Origin of the sequence: Terrirhizobium terrae (assembly GCF_030323265.1) — a bacterium.
Taxonomy (GTDB): Bacteria; Pseudomonadota; Alphaproteobacteria; order Rhizobiales; family Rhizobiaceae; genus Neorhizobium.
Window position 1 is genome coordinate 3,512,262 of sequence record NZ_CP104992.1, and the last position, 24,228, is coordinate 3,536,489.

The 24,228-nt window shown below is 61.8% G+C and carries 18 protein-coding genes, 1 tRNA gene and 5 pseudogenes; 13 read left to right on the forward strand and 11 right to left on the reverse strand.

Translation table 11 applies throughout. From position 1 onward, the window contains the following. The first annotated feature begins 59 nt into the window (after window positions 1-59). Both N7E02_RS25300 and N7E02_RS25305 read left to right on the forward strand, forming a co-directional pair. Window positions 60-644 carry a J domain-containing protein gene (locus tag N7E02_RS25300; protein WP_286580427.1) on the forward strand — a complete coding sequence of 195 codons (585 nt, stop codon included), beginning with the start codon at window positions 60-62 and terminating at the stop codon, window positions 642-644. A gap of 46 nt (window positions 645-690) precedes the next feature. Then, window positions 691-1,170, forward strand: coding sequence for a GNAT family N-acetyltransferase (locus N7E02_RS25305; RefSeq protein ID WP_286584030.1), 480 nt, complete (start codon window positions 691-693; stop codon window positions 1,168-1,170). Between the two features lie 17 nt (window positions 1,171-1,187). On the opposite strand, the gene N7E02_RS25310 is transcribed toward N7E02_RS25305, so the two are convergent. The 9 genes and pseudogenes from N7E02_RS25310 to N7E02_RS25350 all read right to left on the reverse strand — a co-directional run bounded on the left by N7E02_RS25310 (window position 1,188) and on the right by N7E02_RS25350 (window position 11,475). Then, window positions 1,188-1,694: a hypothetical protein gene (locus N7E02_RS25310; RefSeq protein ID WP_286580429.1), complete on the reverse strand. Its 507-nt coding sequence runs from the start codon at window positions 1,692-1,694 to the stop codon at window positions 1,188-1,190. Between the two features lie 654 nt (window positions 1,695-2,348). Further along, complete coding sequence (locus N7E02_RS25315) at window positions 2,349-3,776, reverse strand: ISNCY family transposase (protein ID WP_286580432.1); 1,428 nt, start codon at window positions 3,774-3,776, stop codon at window positions 2,349-2,351. A gap of 234 nt (window positions 3,777-4,010) precedes the next feature. Then, window positions 4,011-4,841, reverse strand: coding sequence for an MBL fold metallo-hydrolase (locus N7E02_RS25320; RefSeq protein WP_286580434.1), 831 nt, complete (start codon window positions 4,839-4,841; stop codon window positions 4,011-4,013). A gap of 13 nt (window positions 4,842-4,854) precedes the next feature. Beyond that, window positions 4,855-5,636, reverse strand: a pseudogene (locus tag N7E02_RS25325) (TatD family hydrolase). Window positions 5,637-5,721: 85 nt separating this feature from the next. Beyond that, complete coding sequence (gene metG / locus N7E02_RS25330; protein ID WP_286580437.1) at window positions 5,722-7,284, reverse strand: methionine--tRNA ligase; 1,563 nt, start codon at window positions 7,282-7,284, stop codon at window positions 5,722-5,724. Between the two features lie 105 nt (window positions 7,285-7,389). Beyond that, complete coding sequence (locus N7E02_RS25335; RefSeq protein WP_286580439.1) at window positions 7,390-8,421, reverse strand: DNA polymerase III subunit delta'; 1,032 nt, start codon at window positions 8,419-8,421, stop codon at window positions 7,390-7,392. After that, window positions 8,418-9,083, reverse strand: a complete 666-nt coding sequence (gene tmk / locus N7E02_RS25340; protein WP_286580442.1) for a dTMP kinase — start codon at window positions 9,081-9,083, stop codon at window positions 8,418-8,420. The genes N7E02_RS25335 and tmk overlap by 4 nt, the downstream gene beginning before the upstream one ends. A 67-nt stretch (window positions 9,084-9,150) precedes the next feature. Further along, window positions 9,151-10,319, reverse strand: a pseudogene (locus N7E02_RS25345) (D-alanyl-D-alanine carboxypeptidase family protein). Window positions 10,320-10,482: 163 nt separating this feature from the next. Then, window positions 10,483-11,475: a septal ring lytic transglycosylase RlpA family protein gene (locus N7E02_RS25350; RefSeq protein ID WP_286580444.1), complete on the reverse strand. Its 993-nt coding sequence runs from the start codon at window positions 11,473-11,475 to the stop codon at window positions 10,483-10,485. Between the two features lie 500 nt (window positions 11,476-11,975). On the opposite strand from N7E02_RS25350, the gene N7E02_RS25355 reads away from it, so the two are divergent. After that, window positions 11,976-12,065: transfer RNA gene (locus N7E02_RS25355), tRNA-Ser, on the forward strand. A gap of 114 nt (window positions 12,066-12,179) precedes the next feature. After that, window positions 12,180-12,980: a hypothetical protein gene (locus N7E02_RS25360; protein WP_286580446.1), complete on the forward strand. Its 801-nt coding sequence runs from the start codon at window positions 12,180-12,182 to the stop codon at window positions 12,978-12,980. 269 nt (window positions 12,981-13,249) lie between these two features. Here N7E02_RS25360 and N7E02_RS25365 read toward each other — a convergent pair whose 3' ends face one another. Further along, on the reverse strand, window positions 13,250-13,498 hold the full coding sequence (locus tag N7E02_RS25365) for a DUF6074 family protein (protein WP_286580447.1): 249 nt from the start codon (window positions 13,496-13,498) through the stop codon (window positions 13,250-13,252). A 304-nt stretch (window positions 13,499-13,802) separates the two neighbouring features. Between N7E02_RS25365 and N7E02_RS25370 the strand changes: the two genes are divergently transcribed. From N7E02_RS25370 to N7E02_RS25410, 9 genes and pseudogenes are all read left to right on the forward strand, one after another. Next, window positions 13,803-13,967: a hypothetical protein gene (locus N7E02_RS25370; protein WP_286580448.1), complete on the forward strand. Its 165-nt coding sequence runs from the start codon at window positions 13,803-13,805 to the stop codon at window positions 13,965-13,967. 212 nt (window positions 13,968-14,179) lie between these two features. Next, a pseudogene (locus tag N7E02_RS25375) lies at window positions 14,180-14,528 on the forward strand (DMT family protein). Window positions 14,529-15,055: 527 nt separating this feature from the next. Further along, window positions 15,056-16,945, forward strand: a complete 1,890-nt coding sequence (locus N7E02_RS25380) for a peptidylprolyl isomerase (RefSeq protein WP_286580450.1) — start codon at window positions 15,056-15,058, stop codon at window positions 16,943-16,945. Between the two features lie 18 nt (window positions 16,946-16,963). Next, a pseudogene (trpD, locus tag N7E02_RS25385) lies at window positions 16,964-17,978 on the forward strand (anthranilate phosphoribosyltransferase). Between the two features lie 3 nt (window positions 17,979-17,981). Further along, complete coding sequence (gene trpC, locus N7E02_RS25390) at window positions 17,982-18,797, forward strand: indole-3-glycerol phosphate synthase TrpC (protein ID WP_286580451.1); 816 nt, start codon at window positions 17,982-17,984, stop codon at window positions 18,795-18,797. Beyond that, window positions 18,798-19,289 carry a cyclic pyranopterin monophosphate synthase MoaC gene (moaC, locus tag N7E02_RS25395; RefSeq protein ID WP_286580453.1) on the forward strand — a complete coding sequence of 164 codons (492 nt, stop codon included), beginning with the start codon at window positions 18,798-18,800 and terminating at the stop codon, window positions 19,287-19,289. 11 nt (window positions 19,290-19,300) lie between these two features. After that, window positions 19,301-20,512, forward strand: a pseudogene (locus tag N7E02_RS25400) (molybdopterin molybdotransferase MoeA); the annotation flags it as partial. An 86-nt stretch (window positions 20,513-20,598) separates the two neighbouring features. After that, window positions 20,599-22,047, forward strand: coding sequence for a cryptochrome/photolyase family protein (locus N7E02_RS25405; protein WP_286580457.1), 1,449 nt, complete (start codon window positions 20,599-20,601; stop codon window positions 22,045-22,047). A 104-nt stretch (window positions 22,048-22,151) separates the two neighbouring features. Then, complete coding sequence (locus tag N7E02_RS25410; RefSeq protein ID WP_286580458.1) at window positions 22,152-23,069, forward strand: 2-dehydropantoate 2-reductase; 918 nt, start codon at window positions 22,152-22,154, stop codon at window positions 23,067-23,069. A 15-nt stretch (window positions 23,070-23,084) separates the two neighbouring features. On the opposite strand, the gene N7E02_RS25415 is transcribed toward N7E02_RS25410, so the two are convergent. After that, window positions 23,085-24,221 (reverse strand): citrate synthase, encoded by a 1,137-nt coding sequence (locus N7E02_RS25415; protein ID WP_286580460.1) that lies wholly within the window; start codon window positions 24,219-24,221, stop codon window positions 23,085-23,087. Window positions 24,222-24,228 lie beyond the last annotated feature (7 nt).

A 24,228-nucleotide genomic window follows, 5' to 3' on the forward strand; every position in this document is an offset into this window, starting at 1 on the left:
AGAACCCTTACCACTAACCACCACCATGATACCGAAATGCCGAAGACAGGTGACGCTCCTTGATCGACCCCTATGACATCCTTGGCCTTTCGCGAGACGCCGATGCTGCTGCCATCAAGTCAGCCTACAGGAAGCGTGCGAAAACCGCCCATCCGGATACCGGCGGCGATGCCGAACTCTTCGCCGATCTGAAGCTCGCCTACGAATTGCTGGTCGATCCGGTGCGTCGCAAGGTCTTCGACGATACCGGCTATGACCCGGAACTTGCCGATACGAAGGACCTGCAGGGCCTTGTCATCCTGGAAACGCTGGTCAACGAGATGATCCTCGACGAGCGCGAGCCGGGCTCCTTCGATCCGGTGGCGTCGATGCGTCGCAAGCTCACCGATCGCATCGTCAACGCCCGTTTCCACATCCTCGAAATGGAGCGCCATCGGGCACGCATCCGCAATCACATGGACCGCATGGGCCGCAAGCCCGGCACCGACGTGCTCGGCCGAATGCTGAAGGCGCGCTGCGAGACGATCAGCGAGGCTATCAACAAGTCCGAGACGGAGATCAAGACGATCGAGCAGGCCTATATCATGCTCGACGGCTACAGCTACGAGCTGGAGATCACCGAAGTGAAGGATGCCGCCGAGTAAAATCGGCCAGTTCGCCGATCCCGAAAATCTGAATTCCGGAGACATCATGTCGCTCACCATCCGTCCGGCCATGCGCGAGGACGCCGCAACCCTGCTCGGCTTCATCCGCGAGCTCGCCATCTACGAAAAGGCCGAGCACGAGGTCGCCGCGACCGTCGAGACGATCGAGACCTCGATCTTCGGCCCGACCTCGGTCACGCAGGCACTGGTCTGCGAGCGGGAAGGGCAGGCGATCGGCATGGCCATCTGGTTCTTCAACTATTCCACATGGCAGGCCCGCAACGGGCTCTATCTCGAAGACCTCTATGTGACGCCGAGTGCCCGTGGTTCCGGCGCCGGCAAGGCGCTGTTGCGGCGGCTGGCCCAAATCGCCATCGAGCACGGCTGCGGCCGTTTCGAATGGAGCGTACTCGACTGGAACGAGCCGGCGATCAGGGTCTATGACGCGATCGGCGCCGAGCCGCAGACGGAATGGATCCGCTACCGGCTCTCCGGCGATGCATTGAAGGATTTCGCCGAAGGATGAGGGCGCTTTTTGCGCTATCAGGATAGCGTGCAGTTTCTCGACAGCACGACGATGAGGAAGCAGAGGTTTATCGTCCACTGGAGCGCGCAGAGGAAAAACACGACGCGCCAGGTCAATGATGTCTTTCCCGTGCTGATCCCGAGCTGAACCAGCCTTATGGCTCGCCATATGGAGAAGACTGCGCCCACCACGGCGATCTTGTGGATCTGCCCGCTGAGCGCGAAGGCCGCCTCTATCCCGATCTGAATGAGCAGCAACAGCGCCACGGCGAGTGCCGGCACGAAGATATCGCGACGATGGCGAAACGACCAGGCGGCAATTCCCGGAATGATGAGCGCCGTCAGCACGCCGATCTTCATCCAGATCTGCATCGGAATGGCATTGAAGGCGGGCAGGGACTGGAAACGATAGACGCCCTGGCAAAGCTCGCCGAAGGCGGACGACTGGAAGAGAACGACTGCGAACACGCAGGCCAGGACCGCGAAGATGATATCGGCCTTGGCAAGGCTATGTTTGGACCCCATTCAGTCGCTTTCTGCACATTGGTTCCGAAGGCCGGGTATTGAGCGCCGGGGCGGCAATTCGTTTGCCGGATCCGGCGTGTATCACAGTAACGGGAACGAGGCTGGATGCAGGGAGAGCTAATCGCTGCGCCCAGCCTCTGCCGCAAAAAGGGTTCAGCCGACTGGCTCTGCGGTCAGGTCGATTGTGGAGCGCATAATACCGGATCTCATGTCAAATCAACGGATTTGCGTGACCGTTGAAACAATTGCCCAAATCGCCTCTCTTTCCCATGGCGATCACCGGCAATGGTACCGTAGTCGTCTTCATAGTGAGGCAGTTGGCGATTGACCCCCGCGGGATATGGTTAAGCGATCTCGCAACCGAACCCTTTGCTGCCATCAGATGGCGTCGGGACCTGCCAAAATCTCCAATACGAAACCATTGAGGTTAGCGGCATGTCGCACTTGGAAATGGAATCCGCCTCCTACATGCAATGTCAAAGCTGGATAGGGCTGCGACGCTGTCGGCCAGTTAGAGATGCGACACTGGCTCCGACGATCAGCCCCCGATCCGACCGGCTGGGCCGGGTTGCAAGGGAGGAGCGGGGGCGGGTGAGGGTGAGGGTGAGGGTGAGGAACATCCCCCGGCTTTAGCTTTGAGACTATATTGCCTCATCACTCCGCCGCTTCCATCTCCGCCAGCGCCTTCTGTCTTTTGGCAATAACCGCAGGATCACTCATGAAATCCGTCCGCCGACCCGGCTTGCGGCCACGCTTCTGATACCCGTTCGCCGTGCTGCCGTCGCGAATGCCGAACATATGATCTTTCTGCCCGGTGCGCCGTGGTCCGCCCTTGCTTCGCTGCTGTTCCCGCTCAGCCTGCATCTCGGCGACAACCGACAGCATGTCGTCCAGACGCTTGTTGTCGACAACCTCGGCACGATGCACCGAGCGCAACGTGTCGAAAGTTCTGTAGGGCAGGGCATAGCTCTCGTGCATGATCTCCAGCCTTCCGTCCGGATAATCGCAGACAATCACCTTCTGGCCAGCCAAAGACGTGGAAATCTCGGTCGGATCGAGGATGAACAGCACCTTGTCGTAGCGCAGCGTCAAAGCCTGCGACAGCGTGCGAACTTCCTTGCGACACATGGCGCCATCGAGGTTCTCGTGATCGGCCAACGGCCTGTGCATGTCCTTCGGATTGCGCGGTTCCTTGCCGAAACGCACGTTGAAATCTAAAATGAACTCAGGCGCATAGGCGTTGGCTTCCTCGATCGTGTCGATGCCGCGAAGCCGCATCTCCTTGACCAGCCGGTCCTGCAGCGTCTGGTTGGCACGTTCCACCCGGCCCTTGGCCTGCGGGGTATTGGCGCAGATGATGTCAATGTTCAGCTCATAAAGCGCCCGGCCGAACTGCGTTAGGCCGCTCGTCCGGTCTTTCTTCGACGGATGGAGCGAGCGGAAAACGCCGTGCTTGTCGCTGTAAAACGCCAGCGGCTTACCCCATTGCTGCAGATAGGCCTTCGTCGCATGCAGATAGTCGAATGTATTCTCCGAGCCAGCAAACCGTAGATGCAGCAGCTTGCCAGTCGCGTCATCGATATAGACGAGCAGGGCGCATTTGGGGCCACGGTTCTCGAACCACCAGTGATGTGAGCCATCGATCTGCACCAGTTCGCCAAAGCAGTCACGTCGGCCGCGTGGCTGGAAAACCCGTTTCTTGCGTTCCCGGCGTGAGACCCAGATACCAGCCTCGGTCATCCATTGCCGCAGCGTCTCCTTGGCGACAGAAATCCGGTGCAGCTCGATCAGCTTCTCGCGCGCCAGCGTCGGGCCGAAATCCAGATAACGTTCGCGGATCAGATCCAGCGCCGCATTGCGGAACTCTTCGCTATGGCGCCGATTGCTCGGCCGTGATCGCTTTTTTGAAACAAGACCGGCCGGACCATCCCGGTCATAGGCCTGCAGAAGCCGATGGACCTGACTTCGACTGAGGTCGAGCCGTTCGGCCGCCTGGACGACGCTCAGGCGTTCGTCACGAATCTTCTGGATGAGTTCGAGGCGATGCAACTCTTTCTGCGACATGGTGATCATAAAGGACATGACGACTCCGACCGCTCATGGTCTCGACCAGGCTGAAGATCGTCATCCTTGCTCCCAACGTTGGCTTTGACCAGTGCGTCGAGAGGCGAGACTGTCGCATCTCTAACTGGCCCAACTGTCGCATTACTAAATAGCCCTTACATGCAAAGATCGCATAAGATAGATTATGGAACTTATGGATATGTCAGCAAAGCCAGCGCCTTGCCGCTCACATCTCATCCGCCCTGCGAGAAATCAGAGCGCTTCCGGTGCTACATCGATCTCGAAGCTCATCCCGTCATAAGCCGGCTCGATATGGTCCGGCGTCTCGGCCATCACCGTCTCGTAATCCAGCGGAATATGCATATGCGTGAGAATGGCGCGCTTGGCGCCGAGCCGCGCGATCCAGTCCAGCGCCTGTTCGATCGACAGATGGCTCGGATGGTATGTGTATTGCAGCGCGTCGATGATCAGCATGTCGAGGCTTGAAAGCCTGCCGATACTGTCGGCCGGAAAATCGCTGACATCGGTGCAGTAAGCCACGTCGCCGATCCGGAAGCCCAGCGAGTGAATGTGGCCATGGGCCTGCCTGTGCGGCTTGAAGCGGATCGGTCCGCCGGGCCCTTCGATCACGATATCCTGGTCGAGATCCTCGATCAGCACCGGCTTGACGATCGGCGGATAGTTGCCGCCCGGTGGCGTTTCCATGCAGTAGCCGAAACCCTGACGGATGCGATCCATGGTGAACGGGTCGGCATGGATGGGAATGCGATGCCGCTGCAGGATGAAATAGCCGCGCAGGTCGTCTATGCCGTGTAGGTGGTCGGCATGGGCATGGGTGTAGAGCACAGCGTCCATCCGCTGCACTTTTGCAGCAATCATCTGCTCGCGAAAGTCGGGCCCGGTATCGATCGCAACTACCGTGCGGCCACCATCCGGCGCGATCTGCTCGACGAGAAAGGCCGCGCGCGTTCGCCGGTTCTTCGGATTGTCGGGATCGCAGGCGCCCCAGTCACCATTCAGCCGTGGCACGCCGGGAGACGACGAGCAGCCGAGAATGGTGAAGCGACGCCTGTAGTTGCTCATGACCTTGGCACCGTCAGAGCCTCGGCATTTTGCTAAAGCAGCGGAATGCGTTGTCCGTCGTGATCCTGGCGATCTCGGCGTAGCTTACGTCATGCACCTCGGCCAGAACCTCGGCCGTGTTGACCACATAGGACGGTTCGTTGCGCTTGCCGCGCCAACGCTTCGGAGCAAGAAACGGCGCATCGGTCTCGACCAGCAGCCGGTCCATCGGCACGGTCTTGGCGATATCGCGGATATCCTGGGACTTCGGGAAGGTCAGGATGCCGGAAAACGAGACATAGCCGCCGAGTTCCACGCCGACGCGGGCGAGGTCGTGTCCAGCCGAAAAGCAGTGAAGAATGAAGGGGAAGGCCCCTTCCCGCTTTCTTGCGTCAGGATCTGGATCATGTCCTCGTCGGCGCTGCGGCTGTGGATGACGAGCGGCAGCTTCGTCTCGCGCGCCGCCTCGATATGGCGGATGAAGCCGGTTTTCTGGTCGGCCGGCGTCTGCGTGTCGTAGAAATAGTCGAGCCCGGCCTCGCCGATCGCCACGACCTTTTCATGCGCATTGGCAAGCCGGATCAGGTCTTCCGCCTGGATGTCGAGCTCTTCGCCGGCATGGTTCGGATGGGTGCCGACGGAGCAGAAGACCGACGGGTATTTCTCCGTGATCGCCAGCAGCCGGTCGAGTTTGCGGACCTCGGTGGAGATCGTCACCAGCTGCTTGACGCCTGCCTGATGCGCACGCGCGACGATCTCGTCGCGTTCGGCATCGAAATCGGCATAGTCCAGATGGCAATGGGTATCGATCAGCATGGCTTGGGTCATTCAAAAGGCTTGAGGCGGAATTGGCATGGCCCGGATCAAGAATACCGGGCCATGCGTTAAAGGTCTTGCAGGATCAGGAGGCCGTGGCTTCCGGCGCCACGTAGCGCGGGAAGACCGGCTTCGGCGCTTCCAGCACCGTGCCGGGCTTCAGGCGGCCCACCTCGCCGAGTGCGGCAAAGTCGCGGGCATCCGGGCCGGCTGCCACGAGATCGAGCAGCTTCGCAGCAGAGTCAGGCATGAACGGCTGCAGCAGGATGGCGATCTGGCGCACCACTTCGGCGGTCACGTAAAGCACCGTGCCCATGCGTTCGACATCCGTCTTCTTCAGCGCCCACGGTTCCTGGCTGGCGAAATAGCGATCGGTCTCCGAGACGACGGCAATGATCGCCGCCAGCGCCTTGTGAATCAGGAGCTTGTCCATCTCCTCGCGGCAGGTGGCGATCAGCGCGTCGGCGGAAGCCAGCATCTCGCGATCGGCATCGGTCAGCTCGCCCGGCGTCGGGATCTGGCCGTCGCAATTCTTGACGATCATCGACAGCGAGCGGCTGGCAAGGTTGCCGATGCCGTTGGCGAGGTCCGCATTGATGCGGATGCCGATCCCTTCCTCGCTGCAATGGCCGTCCTGGCCGAAGGAGATTTCGCGCATCAGGTAGTAGCGGATCTGGTCGAGGCCGAAATGCTCGATCAGCTCGAACGGATCGAGCACGTTGCCGAGCGACTTCGACATTTTCTCGCCGCCCTTGGCCAGAACGAAACCGTGGGCATAAACGCGCTTCGGCAGCGGCAGCTTGGCCGACATCAGGAAGGCGGGCCAGTAGACGGCATGGAAGCGGATGATGTCCTTGCCGATGATATGCGCATCCGCCGGCCAGAACTTTGCCCGCGGGCCGTTCTCGTCGGTCAGGTAGCCGGTGGCCGTCAGATAGTTGGTCAGCGCGTCGACCCAGACATACATGACGTGCTCGGGATCGTTGGGCACCTTGACGCCCCAGTCGAAGGTCGTGCGCGAGATCGAAAGGTCGCGCAGGCCCGATTTGACGAAGGAAATGATCTCGTTGCGGCGCTCGGCCGGACCGATGAAGTCGGGCTGCTCCTCATAGAGCGCCAGAAGCCTGTCCTGATACTCGGACAGCTTGAAGAAGTAGCTGGACTCCTCCACCCATTCGACCGGCGTGCCCTGCGGCCCGTAGCGGACGCCGTCGGCGCGCTCCTCGGTCTCGTCCTCGGCGTAATAGGCCTCGTCGCGCACGGAATACCAGCCGGCATAGCTGTCCTTGTAGATGTCGCCGGCATCGGCCATCCGGTTCCAGATCACCTGGCACGCCTCGTGGTGGCGCGGCTCGGTGGTGCGGATGAAATCGTCGTTGGAGGCGTTGAGCAGCTTGCCCATCTGGCGGAATTCGGCGGAATTGCGCTCGGCCAGCTCCTCCGGCGAGATGCCTTCCTTGCGCGCCGTCTGCTGCATCTTCTGGCCGTGCTCGTCCGTGCCCGTCAGGAAGAACACGTCGCGACCGTCGAGGCGCTGGAAGCGTGCCATCGCATCGGTCGCAATCAGTTCGTAGGCATGGCCGATATGCGGCTTGCCGTTCGGATAGGAAATCGCGGTCGTGATGTAGAAAGGCGTCTTGTCGGACATCGAAACACTCGGGAACTTTGGTTTTTGCGCGCGATCGCGCTGGTCATGCCGCTCTTAGCGCATGTTTCGCATCTGCGAAACCCAAAGTTCAACGGCGCAATGGGGTTAAGCCGCCCTCGCCGCTTCCAGGATCGAGAGCAGCGTCTGCTTCTTGTCGAGATTGTAGGCGGTCGAGATGGTGATCTTCTCGCCGATCTCGCTCACCATCCGTGCGCGCTTTTCGGCAAGCGGCAACTGCCCGTCCAGCGCTGCCGCCCGTGCCTGTTCGGCCAGATATTCGGTCAGGTGCTCGAGGAAGAAGGTGAAGATGACGTCGCTGTCCTTGCCGGAAAGCACATCGGCCAGCCGGTGCATGGCGCGCCGCGCCGAAGGTCCCTCCGCGCGCACCACCTCGTCGAAGGCGGCCATGATGTCGAGCCCGCCATAGTTCATAAGCTTCAGCGCCCGCGCGACGCTGCCTTTGGCGAGCGAAAGCACGGTCTCTTCCGTCTGGCCGCCGTCGAGACGCTGCCCGAGCATGGAGAGCGCCTGCTTGAGTTCTGCGTCCCCGAGCGGCGACAGCTTCAGCGTCTGGCAACGGGAGCGGATCGTCGGCAGCAGTTTGCCGGGCGCATGCGACAGGACGAGGAACATCGCGCCGCGCGGCGGCTCTTCCAAAATCTTCAGGATCGCATTGGCCGCATTGCGGTTCAGGTCGTCGGCGGGATCGATGATGACGATGCGCCGATTGCCGGTGCCCGATGTCTGCGAGAAGAAATGCCCTGCCCGCCTTACCTCGTCCACGGTGATCGCGCTCTTCACCTTACCGGTCTTGTCGTCCACAGGCCGCGTCAGGTGCAGGAGGTTATGGGAGGCGCCCGACAGGATCTGGCGGCTGATCGGCGTCGCCGGATCGGGATCCGGCATCGCCACCGGCGCCGTGCCGGGCTCGAGATTGGAAAGCACGTAATTGGCAAAACGGAACGCCAGCGTCGCCTTGCCGATGCCTTCTGGGCCCTCGATCAGGATCGCATGATGCGATTTTCCCGTCCGGTAGGTGCGGGCGAGAAATTCCTGCGCCTGCTCGTGCCCGAAAAGGCGCGTATTGGCGGCCGGCGGGATGGCTCCGTCGAGGAGCAGCGGATCCTGCTCGCTCATGCGACGGGCTCTGCCGGCGTGCGGGCGCCGATCGCGGCGTCGACGAGGGTGAAGATCTGCTCGGCGATATCGTCTTCCGTCTGCTCCGCCTCGATCACCCGGCAGCGATCCGGCTCGGCCGCGGCGATGTCGAGATAGGCCTGCCGGCGTTTCTCGTGGGTGTCGATCTCTTCACGCTCGAACCGGTCGGGCGCTTCGTTGCCGCCGCGCTTGCGGGCGCGGCCGAGGCCGATTTCGGCGGGCAGGTCGAGGATGAAGGTGAGGTCCGGCATCACGCCGTTCGTCGCGATGCGCTGCAGCGCCTCGATGTAATCGGGCTCCAGATTGCCGGTCACGCCCTGGTAGACGCGCGAGGAATCGACGAACCGGTCGCAAAGCACGATGGCACCGCTTTCGAGCGCCGGGCGGATCACCTCTTCGACATGGTCGTTGCGGGCGGCGGCAAACAGGATCGCCTCCATGCGCACGCCAAAACGTTCCGCCATGCCGCTCAAAAGCACGTAGCGCACCGCTTCCGCGCCGGGCGAGCCGCCGGGTTCGCGGGTGACGAGCACGTCATGGCCGCGACGGCGCAGGCGATCGGCAAGCCGGCGGATCTGGGTCGACTTGCCGGCGCCCTCCCCGCCTTCGAAAGTGATGAATATGCCTGAACGGTCTGCCACGCGTATCTTGATACCTGTTGTCGTCACAGCGGCATATAGTGCATCCGCCGCCCCCGCGAAACAATCGTCAGAGCCAGAAGAACATTAATTCCATCAGCGCATCGGCCGCCTGCGCCCGCAATCCGCCGACCTCGACGGCACCTGCGGCAACCAGCGGCACCTCCTGGATCACCTTGTCGCCGGAGGATACCTTCAGCGTGGCGATCTGGCTGCCTTCCGCGACGGGTGCGCGCAGCGGCCACTGATAGACGATTCGCCCCGACAGGCGCTGGCCATCGCTTTTCGGTACATAGACCTCGACCGGTTCACGGGTGACGAGATCGACGCGGCCGATCGTGCCACCGTAGACGCTCGCCTGACCGATCACCTCGCCCGGCTTGAACAGGATCTTCGTCTCGAACGACGAGAGCGCCCATTCGAGAATACGCTTCGCCTCTTCCGACCGCTCCTTGTCGGTCGCAAGTCCGCCGAGCGCCAGGAACAGCCGCGTGCCGTCGCGCTGGACCGAGGCCGCAAGCGCATAGCCGCTGCCCTCGGCAAAGCCGGCACCGAGCCCGTCGACGCCCATGTTGAGGCCGAGCAGTGGGTTCTTGTTGCGCTGAAAGATTTTGTTCCACTGGAAATCCGGCTGCGCATAGAGCGGATAGTAGTCCGGATAATCGCGATAGATATGCCGGGAAAGCTCGACCAGATCGCGCGCCGTCGTCCAGCTTTCGGCATAGGGCAGACCTGTCGCATTGCCGAATTTAGAGCGCGTCAGGCCGAGGTCCTCGCCCGCGCCGTCATCCGCGCTGCAAACTCGGCTTCCGTGCGGCTGATGCCTTCGGCGAGAATGATGCAGGCGTCATTGGCATTCTGCACGACCACGCCGCGCATCAGGTCACCGACTGGCACCTGCGATTTCAGCGCCGCGAACATGGTCGTGGTGCCGGATGGCGCGCCGCCGGTCCGCCAGGCATATTCGCTGACGGGATAAAGCGTCTCGGGCGTGATCGCGCCGGTCTTCAGCGCGTTGAAGACGACATCCATCGTCATCAGCTTGGCAAGCGAGGCGGCCGGAAAGGACTGGTTCTCGTTGACGGCGAGCAGCACGGTGCCGCTCTCCTCCTCGACCAGATAGGCCTGTTTCGCCTTGGTGGTGAAGGATGGCGCCGGTTCCTGGGAAAAAGCGGGTCCGGCAGGCTGCTGGGCGACGAAGGCCAGCAGGATCCCCACAAGCATGAAACGTCGCATCATTCCCCCGCAGTCCCGTCAGTCACTCTTGTCTAGCGCATCGACCGATAGAATCGGAATCGATTTTCCGAGAGTATGATGCCCAGATGCTAAAATAGTTTAGCGCCGTGTGTCGGAGGATGCACGGCGCTATGAATATCTGCCGCCAAGACGGCAAGCATGTCGATCAATATTTCTGGCCGGGCTTCGGCGGCTCGAGCAGCATGTTGCCGAACATCACGCGCGGTGCCTGCGGCTCGGCTGCATAGGCCGTCTGCGTGGTCTGTGCCTGCGCCGGCTGCGCCTGGAACTGCTGCTGCTTGACCGGACGGGCCTGAACCGGCTGGATGGTCGCGACTTCAACCCGCTGCTTGGCAGGCTGAGCCTTAGCCGCCTGAACCCGCGGTTCGGCCGGAGCCGAAGGATAGGCCGCAGCGACGGAGCGCTGCTTTGCCGGACGGGCCGCCGGTGCGCTCCAGCGTTCGCCCGGAACCGGCACGGCTTGCGGCAGCGACGAGCCGTAGCTCTGCAGCTGGTCGCCGAGCGGCTGGTTGGAAGCCACCATCACGCCGCTTGCGATCTGGCCGCCCGGATTGAACGAAGGAACGCGGTCGCCCTTGCGGATATAGGATGCCATCAGGAAAGGCATGTCCTCGCCGTCCATGCGGGCGCGGCCGACATATTGCACATTCACTTTGGCAGTGCCGGTGCGCTTCATGTCGAGCAGTTCGGCGGTCTTGTCGGAAACGTCGATGATGCGGCCGGCATGGTATGGGCCGCGATCGTTGACGCGAACGATGACGGACGTGCCGGTCTCCGTATTGGTGACGCGGGCATAGCTCGGCAGCGGGAATGTCGGATGGGCAGCGGAAAGATGCGAGCTGTCATAGACTTCGCCATTGGCGGTCAGCCGGCCGTGGAAGGCTGAGCCATACCAGGATGCGAGGCCGGACCTGTTGTAGTCGGGATCTTCCTTGGGAACGTAGGTCTTGCCTTTGACCTCGTAAGGCTGGCCGACCATATAGCGTCCGCCGCCCTTCGGCACGGACTTGCCGTCCGCCACGACGCGCGGGCTCGCCTTCACGCCATATTCTTTTTCGGAAAAGTATTCCTTGCTTTTGGCCTTCGCCGTCTTCGGTGTGTCGTTCGTCGTGGCACAGGATGCCATCGTCGCACACATAACGCTGATCCCGAGCCACTTGGACCAGAGGAAAAGTCTGCCGCCGTTCAAACTCAAAACTAACCCGTCCCATGCCGCATTCGCGAGGTGGATCGGGGTTCTCGTCGTCCCGGTCGGCTCGCCGCCAATGATTTGCCCGCGCGAAATGACGCGGTCATGTGCTGTGTCACTTTTGCTTCATTCATGGCAAAAATGCGAATTAAAACTGTGGAATGGTTAAAATTCGAGCTTTTATGGTTAATGGATCGTAAATATTGACAAGTAATTAACTGTGTAGATTCAGCGCAAGCGCCCATCTATTCTTGCTCTCGACTGTGCGGGAATGGACTATACGCGCGGTTACGGCACAGCGGTCGGAAATGTGGCGAAAATGCGCTCTGGCTTGCAATGGGAAATGTGTCGGAAACAGGGATACGCCCTCCCCGTCATGCGTCAGCGGTCAGGCGACAGCTGGCGGCCCGTTGACGGAATGCGCGATGGGCGATAAAGCCCAACTGTCCGGATGGGTGGCCGAGTGGTTTAAGGCAACGGTCTTGAAAACCGTCGTGCGGGGAACCGTACCGTGGGTTCGAATCCCACCCCATCCGCCATCCCTCCGATAAAGGCAGTCACCAGAGCGGTATTGTTTACTCTAACATGCGCTCCCATCCCATCTTTCGATGCATGTTCATGCATAATTTGCCTGTGCGCAGCCTCTAAAGGCAATGGAACGTGGCAGCGGTGCGCTGGTATGCTCAATAATGCCGTGTCGGCTGTTTTTGGAATTTGAAGCGTTGATCGCTATGACAAAAAAATGGTTGGTGATAGCTGGTTGCGTCTGGGCGTTGCTTGCCTTTGTAGCTTGGCACTACGAAAGCACATGTGGCGTGTTCTTCAGTGGGGCGTGCTTTGCCGAGTATTGGATCGGGGTACGCTATCTCGTCCTTGGAAAGTGGATCTATCACTATCAGACACTTATAGGGGGTGTCGCCGCGCTGGCGGCTGGCGCATTCGTGCTGATTGCGGCGAAGCAAACATCACGAGACGCGCTGCAACTCAGTCACATCAAGCGGCGCCAAGATGCCATCGTTGCCTGCTCAATTATCTCGGGAGAATTTAGGGATGCTTGGGCTCACTTGGGTAAAGTGTTAGGATCTCAGATGATGGTCGCTCGCACTAATTATACTCCATTTACTCAATTTCCATCGTACATACCCACATTGCATGCTGTGGACCCGCTCCTAGGTTCGGTCGCCTCCGCAGTGAAGCGAGACGCTGAATCATTGCTTCTATCAGGTTCAAACGCCGACCATGTTGCCAATGCCAATCTAGAAGCTGCTAGATGTATCGCGATGTCTCACATCGTCGAGTTTGCTTCTAACAACCTTAATTCGGTCGCGACATTTAGCTTCCAATCCGACGGCCCCAAAGTTCCTGGAATTGGTGTAAGCAAGCTTATGCGAGCAATTGGAGTTTCTCCCGATAGATTAATCGGGCTCTACAGCTTCTTCGACTGGGAGAAATAATCGATGCAGCGAGGGTGTCGCGATCTCCCAAACGGAGGTGGTGAATGACGGCAGCCATTCGCTGTCGCTGCGTAGAAGCTCAAAGATGAGTGCCTTGTTATCAAGGAGGTCGCGCTGCTGCACTTCCGTGCAGTCGGCAGCTCCTTAGAATCATGGCTCGGCTATATATGACCAACAAGTTTTGTACTTGTCGGCCGTGCCTAGGCCTATTCAGCGCAGCGTGCGCTGCATAAGCCCGCCTTCAATTGGTAATGAGATCGAAGCACGCCTCAAGCCGAGGCGTCGATGCTCTCGAAGAAGCTTACCTGCAGCTCCATTTGCACGGCATGCATGAAAAGCGCCGCCTGGTGGCGGATCTCATCCTCATCGACCCCGCGTGCGCGAAAACCTTCGGCGAAGCTTGCCATTTCAGTACGCCAGAAGCGATTTGCCTCTTCACCGTGAATGTTCTGAAGTGCTTCAGCACACCGTCTGATATCGGCGGTGCGTCGATCTGCGGGGAACTGCAACAGGGTCATGCCATCTCCGTCTAGGCTGGGCGAATCGCCCGGGAATGACGGCACGATGGCCGCTAGACCTTCACAAAGAGTGAACTGATCGCCGTTTGATCGGTTCCATCGCGCGTGTTAGCCTTCGATCACTGCTCGTTGATTGCATTGTTATTTTGGGTCTTGCCCAATCGCGTCTCCGCGCCATTTGTGTGGGCGCACTACCAGGCCGGCACGTCGATCTTCAGTTCGCGTACAGTCGTTCCAGCCCCGGGCAAGGAAAAGCCTGCATGCTCTTTCCTGCTCGTCATGAGGACGATAGAGAGGGACATGAATGTCGAACATTATTGATACCAACACCACGCAGCCATCCGACCAGTCGATCGCGCTCTTCCTGCAGGAGAACGAGCCCGACGCGCTCACCGATATCCTGGTCGAGGCGCTGACCGAGGCGCTGCGCATTCTCGAAGACGATCTGCGCGCGGAAACGCTCCACTAAAGCAATTCCAGCAAAAGTGGGAGCCGTTTTGCGTCCGGAATTGCCTAGAAACTAAAGATTTGCGCAAGGGCCTTGCCGGAACAATCGAGGGACGCGATAGTCCGGCGGGCCTGAACATCGGGGCGGCGCGAAGGGTTTGATCGACTTTCCGCGACGCTCCGCAACCTGCTTCGGCCCACCCTTCGCGCAATCAAAAAATCGGATCCCCGGACATGGCTTTCTCGGTCACGCCGCTCGCCACCATCGGCCTTCTCATCCTGTCGAATATCTTCATGACCTTCGCCTGGTATGGGCATCTCAAGTTCGAGAACAAGCCGCTCTACATCGTGATCCTGGCGAGCTGGGCGATCGCCTTCTTCGAATATTGCGCCCAGGTGCCGGCAAACCGCATCGGCTACGGCTATTTCAATGCCGCGCAGTTGAAGACGATCCAGGAAATCATCACGCTGACGGTCTTCGTCATCTTCTCGGTCTTCTATCTCGGCGAGATCGTTCCACTGGAAACAGGCGATCGGCTTCGGCTTCATCGCGCTCGGCGCCTTCTTCATCTTCACCAAGTAACGCGGCTAGCACAGTTGCGGCAGGCGGGGACGATCAGCGCCCCGCCACAAAATAATGACGTTGTTTTGCAACGGCTTGCGCATTCGTACGACCGCGTTTCATCCCCGCTTCCGGCAACTGCAGCACAATCATCCCGTCATCGGATGGGAAACCCGGGTTCGCGAACCGGCCTCCTCGATCATCGGGTCTCGGCTCGGTTTCCGGTGATGGTCGGTAGATGCCGGTCTGACGGGAACTGACAAGTCTCTGATAACTGGATGAAGCGGCCGGGGCAGGCAGACAAAACCTACCTCACCACCATTGATACCACTGCCTGCCCCATTCCCACTTAAACACGCGGCAAAACCGGCGTGGACGGACGTGTTTGAAACGCGGCCAATATTCCAATCGAACGTCTTCACGACAGCGTTTTCAACCGGCGCTCGGTTTTCATGGCGAATGCCTTCTATTCCGCCGCGGTTTGTTCTAGAGACAGTGCTTCATCCGCCGGGATTTGGGCGGCAGACTGTCTCTAGGTATGTTGATCGATGCTTGATTCTCTCAGAAACGCCGCCCGTTCGTGGGTCGCGAAGTCCCTGCTTCTGCTTCTCGTCGCTTCCTTTGCGATCTGGGGAGGAAGTCAGTCGCTTATCGCGTCGAATGCCAACACTGTGATGACGGTCGGCGACCAGGAGATTTCCACCGAGCAGTTCCGCCTCGCCTATCAGCGCCAGATCGCTAACATGAGCCGCCAGTTCGGCACGCAGCTGACGGCGGAACAGGCCCGTGCCTTCGGCCTCGAGAATGATGTGCTGGCGCAGCTTGCAGCCGGCGCCGCGCTCGACCAGCTGTCCGACGACATGAACCTCGGCCTCTCGGAAGATCGTCTCGCGACGCTGATCAGCGAAGACCCGGCCTTCCACGGCACCAACGGCCAGTTCAGCCGCGACCTGTTCACCTCGCGCCTGCGCAATGCCGGCCTGCGCGAGAATGATTATATTGCAGAGCGCAGCAAGGTCGCCGTCCGCAGTCAGATCGTCGAGGCTGTATCGGACGGCTTCAAGCCGCCGCAGGTTCTCGTCGACGCGCTGAAGCAGTATCGCGACGAAAGCCGCACGATCGATTACCTGCTGCTCTCCAACGCCAATATCGATCCGGTCAAGGCACCTGCCGATGACGTGCTGACCAAGTGGTTCGACGGCGCCAAGGCCCGCTATCAGGCGCCCGAATACCGCACCTTCGCCTATGTGAAGCTCGAGCCGAAGGATATCGCCGACGGCGCCGCCATCACCGACGACGAGCTGCGCGCCGAATACGAAAAGCGCAAGGACGGTTACAAGACCCACGAGACGCGCACGATCGAGCAGCTGACCTTCCCGAACAAGGAAATGGCCGATGCTGCCGCGACCCAGCTGCGCGACGGCACCACGAGCTACGACCAGATCATCACGGACCAGGGCAAGACGCCGGACGACGTGCGCCTGGGCGATTTCACCCGCGAGAACATGCCGGACCCGGCCTGGACCGATCCTGCCTTCAAGGTATCGGCGAATGGTGGCACGACGCCGGTCATCCAGGGCGCGTTTGCCCCGGTCATCCTGCGCGTAACCAACATCCGTCCGGAAACCACCCGCTCCTTCGACGAGGTGAAGGAAGAGCTGCGCCAGCAGATGGCCGTCGCCGCCGCCTCGCGCGAAATTTCCACCGCCCATGACCGCTTCGACGAGATCCGCGGTGGTGGTGCGACGCTGGAGGACGCCGCAAAGGAACTGAACCTCAAGGTCGTCACCGTGACGGCGGACAGCTCCGGCAAGGACGAGAAGGAACAGCAGGTCGCCGACCTGCCGGCCGCCAACAACCTCCTGACGGAAGTCTTCCGCACCGAGCCCGGTCAGGAAAGCCTGCCGGTCAATCTCGGCAATACCGGCTATGTCTGGTTCGAGGTTCGCAATGTCATCCCGGAGCGCGAACGCGCGCTTGACGAGGTTCGCGACCGCGCCGTCGCCGACTGGACCGCCGAACAGCAGAAGGAAGCCCTGACCGCCAAGGCCACCGAGCTGAAGGGCCGCGTCGACAAGGGCGAGACGCTGGCTGCGATCGCCGAGGATCTCGGCATTGCCGTCGAGACCAAGACCGGCCTGCGCCGCAATGCCGAAGACCCGATCTTCGGACCGGAAGCAACCGGCGTCGCCTTCTCCGGCCCGGTCGACATCACCGGCACGGCACTGGCGGCCGACGGCGAAAGCCGCCTGCTGATGAAGGTCACCGCGATCGAAGCGGCGCCTGCGGCGGCACCGGCCAATGACGAGCAGCTCAACCGCCTGGCCGATTCCGCCGGTGACGACATGCTCGACCAGATGGTCAACAGCCTGAAGAACCGCTACGGCGTCTCCATCAACCAGACTGCCCTGCAGCAGTCTTCGTCCACTGTCCAGTAACGGCCGGGATCTGCGCCTATGCCTGAGTTGAAGCCGTTACTTGCCAAGGTCGCCAACGGCGAGAGCCTGGATCGCCAGGAGGCCCGCGAGGCCTTCGAGATCCTGATGTCAGGCGAAGCGACGCCTTCGCAGATCGGCGGCTTCCTGATGGCGCTGCGCGTGCGCGGCGAAACCGTGCCGGAAATCATCGGCGCGGTCTCGACCATGCGTTCCAAGATGCTGCCGGTTGAGGCGCCTGCCGATGCGGTCGATATCGTCGGCACCGGCGGCGATGGCGCCGGCACCTACAACATTTCCACCCTCGCCTCGATCATCGTCGCAGGTGCAGGCGTTCCGGTCGCCAAGCACGGCAACCGCGCCTTGAGCTCGAAATCCGGCACTGCCGATGCGCTCTCGGCGCTCGGCGTCAATCTGGAAATCGGCCCGGACAGGATCGGCCGCTGCATCCGTGAGGCCGGCATCGGCTTCATGTTCGCCTCCATGCACCACGCCGCCATGCGCCATGTCGGCCCGAGCCGTGTCGAACTCGGCACGCGCACGATCTTCAACCTGCTCGGCCCGTTGTCCAATCCGGCCGGCGCCAGGCGCCAGCTGCTCGGCGTCTACTCGCCGCAATGGCTGACGCCGATCGCCGAGGTGCTGCGCGACATGGGCTCGGAAACCGTCTGGGTCGTCCATGGCGAAGGCCTCGACGAGATCACCACGACCGGTGTCACGCACGTTTGCGCGCTGGAAGACGGCAAGATCCGCTCCTTCGAGCTGACGCCCGCAGATTTCGGCGTTCCGACTGCCGCACTCTCGGACATCAAGGGCGGTGACGGCCTTGTGAATGCCGCCGCGTTGCGTGCCGTCCTCGGCGGTGCGAAAAATGCCTATCGCGACATCTCTCTGCAATGCCGCTGCCGCTCTCGTCGTCGCCGGAAAGGCCGGGACGCTGAAGGACGGCATGACGCTCGCCGCCCGTTCGCTCGACGACGGCGCCGCCGCTGCGGCCCTCGACAGGCTGGTCGCGGTTTCCAACGAGAAGGATTAGACGATGGCTGACATTCTTCGAAAGATCGAAGCCTACAAGCGCGAAGAGATCGCAGCCGCCAAGGCCGCGACCCCGCTTGCCGACCTGAAGGCGCAGGCCGCCGACCAGTCCGCCCCGCGCGGATTCCTGAAGGCGCTGCAGGCGAAGAAGAGCGAAGGCCGTTTCGGCCTGATTGCTGAGATCAAGAAGGCAAGCCCCTCCAAGGGCCTGATCCGCCCGGATTTCGACCCGCCGGCACTGGCTGCCGCCTACGAGGCCGGCGGTGCCGCCTGTCTCTCCGTGCTCACCGATACGCCGAGCTTCCAGGGCGCGCCGGAATTCCTCGTCGCCGCACGCAATGCCTGCGCGCTGCCGGCGCTGCGCAAGGATTTCATGTTCGAGCCCTATCAGGTCTACGAAGCCCGTGCCTGGGGCGCCGACTGCATCCTCATCATCATGTCGTCGCTGACTGACGACGAGGCGCTGGCGCTCTACGAGACCGCGACCGAACTCGGCATGGACAGCCTCATCGAGGTCCATGACGAGGAAGAGACGGAACGGGCGCTGAAGCTGCCCTCCCCGCTGATCGGCGTCAACAACCGCAACCTGCGCACCTTCGAGGTGAGCCTGGCCACCAGCGAGCGCCTGGCCGCCATGGTGCCCGACGACCGCCTGCTGGTCGGTGAGAGCGGCATCTTCACCCATGAGGACTGCCTGCGCCTGCAGAAGGTGAATATCGACACCTTCCTCGTCGGCGAAAGCCTGATGCGGAAGGACGATGTCGCGGCCGCGACCCGTCTGCTGCTGACCGGCGAGGCCGGCACGATGGCGGCCGAGTAAATGTCCAAGGGCGCATCCAGTCTGACCCACATCGACAGCGCCGGCGAGGCCCATATGGTCGATGTCGGCGACAAGGCCGAGACCAGCCGCTCGGCGACTGCCGAAGGTTATGTGCGGATGCTGCCGGAAACGCTGGCGCTGATCCGTGAAGGCAATGCCAAGAAGGGCGACGTGATCGGCACCGCAAGGCTCGCCGGCATCATGGCCGCCAAGAAGACCAGCGATTTGATCCCGCTCTGCCATCCGTTGATGCTGACCAAGGTTTCGGTCGAGATAACCGAGGATGCCGCCCTGCCCGGCCTGCGCGTCACGGCAACCGCAAAACTCACCGGCAAGACCGGCGTCGAGATGGAAGCGCTGACCGCCGTCTCCGTCACCTGTCTGACGATCTATGACATGGCCAAGGCGGCCGACAAGGGCATGGAAATCGGCGGCGTCAGGCTGCTCGAAAAGACCGGCGGCAAGTCCGGCACCTATCACGCCGAATCGTAAGGAGAGCTTCCATGTCGCTGCTGCCCGTGTCGGACGCGAAGGCCCGTCTGCTGGCCAGTGCAAAGGAGATCGCACAGATCGAAAAGGTGCCGCTGGCGCAAGCCGCAGGCCGTGTCCTTGCCCGAGACGTGCTCGCCCGCCTGACCCAGCCGCCCTTCGACGCCTCCGCCATGGACGGCTATGCGCTGGCCACCGCCGATGCTCCGGCGATCGGCTCGGAACTGACCGTCGTCGGCAGCGCTGCCGCAGGCCATGCCTTCGACGGCACGCTGGGCCGAGGCGAGGCCATCCGCATCTTCACCGGTGCGCCGGTGCCGGAAGGCGCCGATCTCGATCCTCATCCAGGAGGATGCCGAAAGGCTCGACGGCAACCGCATCCGCACGAAATTCGAGGTGGTCAAGGGTCGCCATATCCGCCCCCGCGGCCAGGATTTCGCCGAGGGCGAGGCGGTGCTGAAGGCTGGCACGCTGCTGGATTTCTCCCATCTCACCGTTGCCGCCGCGATGAACCATGCCGAGCTTTCGGTCTATCGCAAGCCGGTGGTCGCGGTTCTCGCCACCGGCGACGAACTCGTCCCACCGGGAACGCATCCCGGCGTAGCACAGATCATCGCTTCCAGCACATTCGGCATCGGTGCGCTGGTACGTGACAATGGCGCTGAGGTTCTCGACCTCGGCATCGTCCGCGACGACCCGGAACGGATCGAGGCGGCACTCCAGGTCGCGCGCCTCGCTGGCGTCGATGTTCTCGTGACGCTCGGTGGCGCTTCCGTCGGCGACCACGACCTCGTCCAGTCGACGCTGAAATCCGCCGGCATGCAGCTCGATTTCTGGCGCATCGCCATGCGGCCGGGCAAGCCGCTGATGGTCGGCTCGCTGGATGGCATCCACGTTCTCGGCCTGCCGGGAAACCCGGTCGCCAGCATGGTCACCGGAATGCTCTTCCTTGAGCCGCTGCTGCGCAGGCTGGCGCGTCTGCCTGAGCGCGTTCGTGAGGTGGACGGTGTCACGGCCCGGACGTTGAAGCCAAACGACCAGCGGCAGGACTATCTGCGTGCAACGCTCTCGCGCAACGAGGCTGGCGCTCTGGTGGCAGCATCCTACGACAAGCAGGATTCCTCGATGATGAAGATCTTCGCCCATGCCGATGGCCTGATCGTGCGCGCGCCCCATGCTCCGGAACTGGCAGCGGGCGCCCCTGCCCCATATTGCTGATCCGCCCCTTCCCTGATTGCCATCTTCCGGTGATCCGGACTGGAATGAAATCCGTAGCCTGGGGCATCAACAGAATGCCCCGACGGAGTAGATCGTGCCCGACAAGAAGACCGCCGCAAATGGCGCTGCCGCCATCCTCTGGTTCCGCAAGGATCTCCGCCTCGACGATAACGCGGCCCTGCATGCCGCAATCGATGCCGGCGGCCCGGTCATTCCCGTCTATATCCGCGAGCCCGAGGCGCTGAATATCGGCCCGCTGGGCGGCGCGCAGGAATGGTGGCTGCATCATTCTCTGCACGGCCTGAAATCCGCGCTCAAGTCCCTCGGCAGTGACCTGTCGCTCGTCTCCGGCAAGGCCGAGGATATGCTCGCCGATATCGCGGAAAAGACCGGCGCAAAAACGATCTACGTGAATCGCGCCTATGAGCGGACCGCGACCGACCGTGACATCGCCATCGCCCTGAAGGAAAAGGGCATAGCCATCCGCGCCTTCCACGGCCAGCTGCTGCATGAGCCGAAGTCGATCCGCACCGGCTCCGGCAATGCCTTCAAGGTTTTTACGCCGTTCTGGAACGCCATGCAGAAGCTCCATGAGCCCTATGAGCCGATGGACACGCCCTCCTCCATCCCGGCGCCCGAACATTTCCCGCGCTCCGAAAGCCTCGACAGCTGGAACCTGCTGCCGACCAGGCCGAACTGGGCCAAGGATTTCCCATCGATGTGGACGCCGGGAGAAGACGGCGCGCAGGAGAGACTGTCGGACTTCGTCGACCAGGAACTGCACGACTACAAGACCGGCCGCGACATTCCGTCGATCGAAGCTACCTCGAACCTCTCCCCGCATTTGGCATTCGGCGAGATTTCCCCTGCCCGCATCTGGCATGCCGTGCGCGGACTGCCGCGCAAGGCTGCCGAAAACGTCTCCCACTTCCGCCGCGAACTCGCCTGGCGGGATTTCTGCTACAGCCTGCTGATCGAATTCCCCGAGCTCGATGCAAAGAACTGGGACGACAAATTCGATCCCTTCGAATGGCACTATGACGCGAAGGAATTCCGCGCCTGGACGAAGGGCATGACCGGCTATCCGATCGTCGATGCCGGCATGCGGCAGCTGTGGAAATACGGCATCATGCACAATCGCGTCCGCATGATTACCGCTTCCTTCCTGATCAAGGACCTGATGATCGACTGGCGGAAGGGCGAAAAGTGGTTCCGTGACACACTGGTCGATGCCGACCCCGCCAACAATTCCGCCAACTGGCAATGGGTGGCAGGCTCCGGCGCCGATGCCTCGCCCTTCTTCCGCATCTTCAACCCGATCCTGCAGGGCGAAAAATTCGATCCGGATGGCGACTATGTTCGCGAGCATGTTCCGGAGCTCGAGAAGCTGGAGAAGAAATACATCCACAAGCCGTTCCAGGCACCAGCCCATGTGCTTGAAAAGGCCGGCATCGAACTCGGAAAGACCTATCCGAAGCCGATCATCGATCACGGCTTTGCCCGCGACCGGGCGCTTGCCGCCTACAAGGCGCTGAGGGGCTGAAGACGCGCGTTGTTTTTCGTTTGATTTGTAGCCCGCGCCCTTCTTCCATTCTCTTGTCCCGGGCATAATCTCATGGTGACAATCATATCGGACGGGAGAGAATGATGGCTCGCACCAAGGTTGCGGTCGTGGGGCTTGGCGGGATCGGCGGCGTCGCTGCGGCCTGCCTCAGCCTGTCGGCGGACAACGATGTCACGGTCTGCGCCCGCCGGCCCATCGATGCGCTGACCTTCGATCACAATGACGACAGCACACGTATCGACCTGAACACTCTCGTTGATCCTGAGCAGGCAAGACCCGCCGACTGGGTCCTGCTCTGCACCAAGACCCAGGACACCGCATCTGCTTCCCCGTGGCTGGAACGCCTCTGCACGCCGCACACGACAGTGGCCGTCCTGCAGAACGGCATCGGTCACGAAGAGCGCACTGCGCCTCACGTAAATGGTGCAGCGGTGCTTCCGGCGATCGTCTACTACAACGGCGAGCGCATTGCGCCCGACCACATGCGGCTTCGCCAGATCCGCGGCCATGACCTGCTCGTCCCGGCCGGGCCGCTGGCAGATCGTTTTGCGAAACTGTTCGTCGGCAGCCCGATCGATGTCGGTGCAAGCGATGCCTTCCTGACCTTCCAGTGGCGCAAGCTTTTGATCAATGTCATCGCCAACCCGATCACCGCCCTCACCCGTCAGAGGCTCGCGGTCTTTCGCCGGGCCGACATAGAGGAGCTTTCGCTCGGCGTCCTGCGCGAAGCCGTCGCCGTCGGCCGTGCCGAGGGCGCCAAGCTGAACGAAGACGAGGCGGAGACGATGTTCGCGACATTCCTCGGTTATCCGCCCGAAGCAGGCACCTCGATGTATTTCGACTGCCTCGCCGACCGCCCGCTGGAGATCGAAGCTCTCAACGGCGCAGTTGTAGCTGCCGCAGGCCGCCACGGCATTCCGGTGCCGCTGAACGCGGCGCTGGTGGCACTTCTGAGCGCGATCAGCGAGGCGAATGCGGCGGCTGCTGCAACCACCCCATGATGCGACTGTAGTCGATCAGCTGGCCGGCCCTGCATAATGGGCGCGGGGCCGGATCAGCTCGCCGCTCTCCACCTGCTCCATCGCATGCGCCAGCCAGCCGACGGTCCGCGCCAGGGCGAAGATGACGAGTGGCGCGTCCTCGGGCAGTCGGAAACTGTCGGCGAGTGCCGCCAGCGCAAAATCGATGTTCAGCGGTTCGCCAAGCATTTCCTCACCGGCTGCGGCCAGCTCGCGATAGATGGGCGGCGCTTCGAAACTCGCCATCAGCGCCCTGGCGCGCGGATCTCCGTCCGGATAGAGCCGGTGGCCGAAGGCCCTAACGACGCCGTCCGAAGACAATATTCCGCGGATGGCCTCGCGCGCCCCAATCGTGTCCGCAACGGCTTTGAGCGTGATGACGCTCATCCAGGCACATCCGTGCCTTGGGCCGGTCAACGCCGCGAGACCGGAAAGCACCGCGGCCGAAAGTGCCGCGCCGGAGGACGCCGTGACCCGTGCGCCAAATGTCGAAACATTGAGCTCGTGCTCGGCGGCAAGCACCAGCGCGGTGCGGATCGGCTCGGCAGCATCCGGCCGCTCCCAGCCGCGGGCCAGGCGCTCGTGCAGAGGCAAGGCTTCCGAAGAGGGCGCGAGAGCCGATGCAACGGTCGCCAGCACGTCCGCAGCCTCGGTCTGCAGCACTGCCGGGTTCCGCCCAAGCGTCGGGAGATCGGACATGACCCGCGCAGCAAGCGCCGCAAAGGCCGCGCTCATGCGGGAGCCGGTATCTACGCCGCCGGCCGGGATCGAAATGCCGTGCGTCGGGCCGTTCCACAGAAGTGTCGCGACGTCCTCCAGGGCCAGATCCCTGACCAGTTCCACCGCATCCCGACCGCGATAGAAAAGCCTCTGATCGATAATCGCGGAAATGGCCGTCGGCATGACGGGATCACCCCAGCGGATCGCATCCGCTGCGACCACCGAGGCCTGACGGCGCCCTGCATGACGCTCTGCAAGCCGCTTCACGTCCTCCACCTGATAGAGGCTTCGGCGGGAGTCCGTCGGGTCCGGTTTCGCCCTTATCCGCCCACGGCTGACATTGGCGTAAAGGGTCTGCGGCTTGGTGCCGAGCAGCGCAAGAGCGTCCTCGGCATTGATCCAGACTGTTTGCATATTGATC

Bases quoted from the DNA above. Each gene is read 5' to 3' on its own strand.
- N7E02_RS25305 (WP_286584030.1), top strand. From the start codon at position 691: ATGTCGCTCACCATCCGTCCGGCCATGCGCGAGGACGCCGCAACCCTG.
- N7E02_RS25310 (WP_286580429.1), bottom strand. From the start codon at position 1,694: ATGGGGTCCAAACATAGCCTTGCCAAGGCCGATATCATCTTCGCGGTC.
- N7E02_RS25315 (WP_286580432.1), bottom strand. From the start codon at position 3,776: ATGTCCTTTATGATCACCATGTCGCAGAAAGAGTTGCATCGCCTCGAA.
- N7E02_RS25320 (WP_286580434.1), bottom strand. From the start codon at position 4,841: ATGAGCAACTACAGGCGTCGCTTCACCATTCTCGGCTGCTCGTCGTCT.
- metG (WP_286580437.1), bottom strand. From the start codon at position 7,284: ATGTCCGACAAGACGCCTTTCTACATCACGACCGCGATTTCCTATCCG.
- N7E02_RS25335 (WP_286580439.1), bottom strand. From the start codon at position 8,421: ATGAGCGAGCAGGATCCGCTGCTCCTCGACGGAGCCATCCCGCCGGCC.
- N7E02_RS25350 (WP_286580444.1), bottom strand. From the start codon at position 11,475: ATGTGTGCGACGATGGCATCCTGTGCCACGACGAACGACACACCGAAG.
- N7E02_RS25360 (WP_286580446.1), top strand. From the start codon at position 12,180: ATGGAACGTGGCAGCGGTGCGCTGGTATGCTCAATAATGCCGTGTCGG.
- N7E02_RS25365 (WP_286580447.1), bottom strand. From the start codon at position 13,498: ATGACCCTGTTGCAGTTCCCCGCAGATCGACGCACCGCCGATATCAGA.
- N7E02_RS25370 (WP_286580448.1), top strand. From the start codon at position 13,803: ATGTCGAACATTATTGATACCAACACCACGCAGCCATCCGACCAGTCG.
- N7E02_RS25380 (WP_286580450.1), top strand. From the start codon at position 15,056: ATGCTTGATTCTCTCAGAAACGCCGCCCGTTCGTGGGTCGCGAAGTCC.
- trpC (WP_286580451.1), top strand. From the start codon at position 17,982: ATGGCTGACATTCTTCGAAAGATCGAAGCCTACAAGCGCGAAGAGATC.
- moaC (WP_286580453.1), top strand. From the start codon at position 18,798: ATGTCCAAGGGCGCATCCAGTCTGACCCACATCGACAGCGCCGGCGAG.
- N7E02_RS25410 (WP_286580458.1), top strand. From the start codon at position 22,152: ATGGCTCGCACCAAGGTTGCGGTCGTGGGGCTTGGCGGGATCGGCGGC.
- N7E02_RS25415 (WP_286580460.1), bottom strand. From the start codon at position 24,221: ATGCAAACAGTCTGGATCAATGCCGAGGACGCTCTTGCGCTGCTCGGC.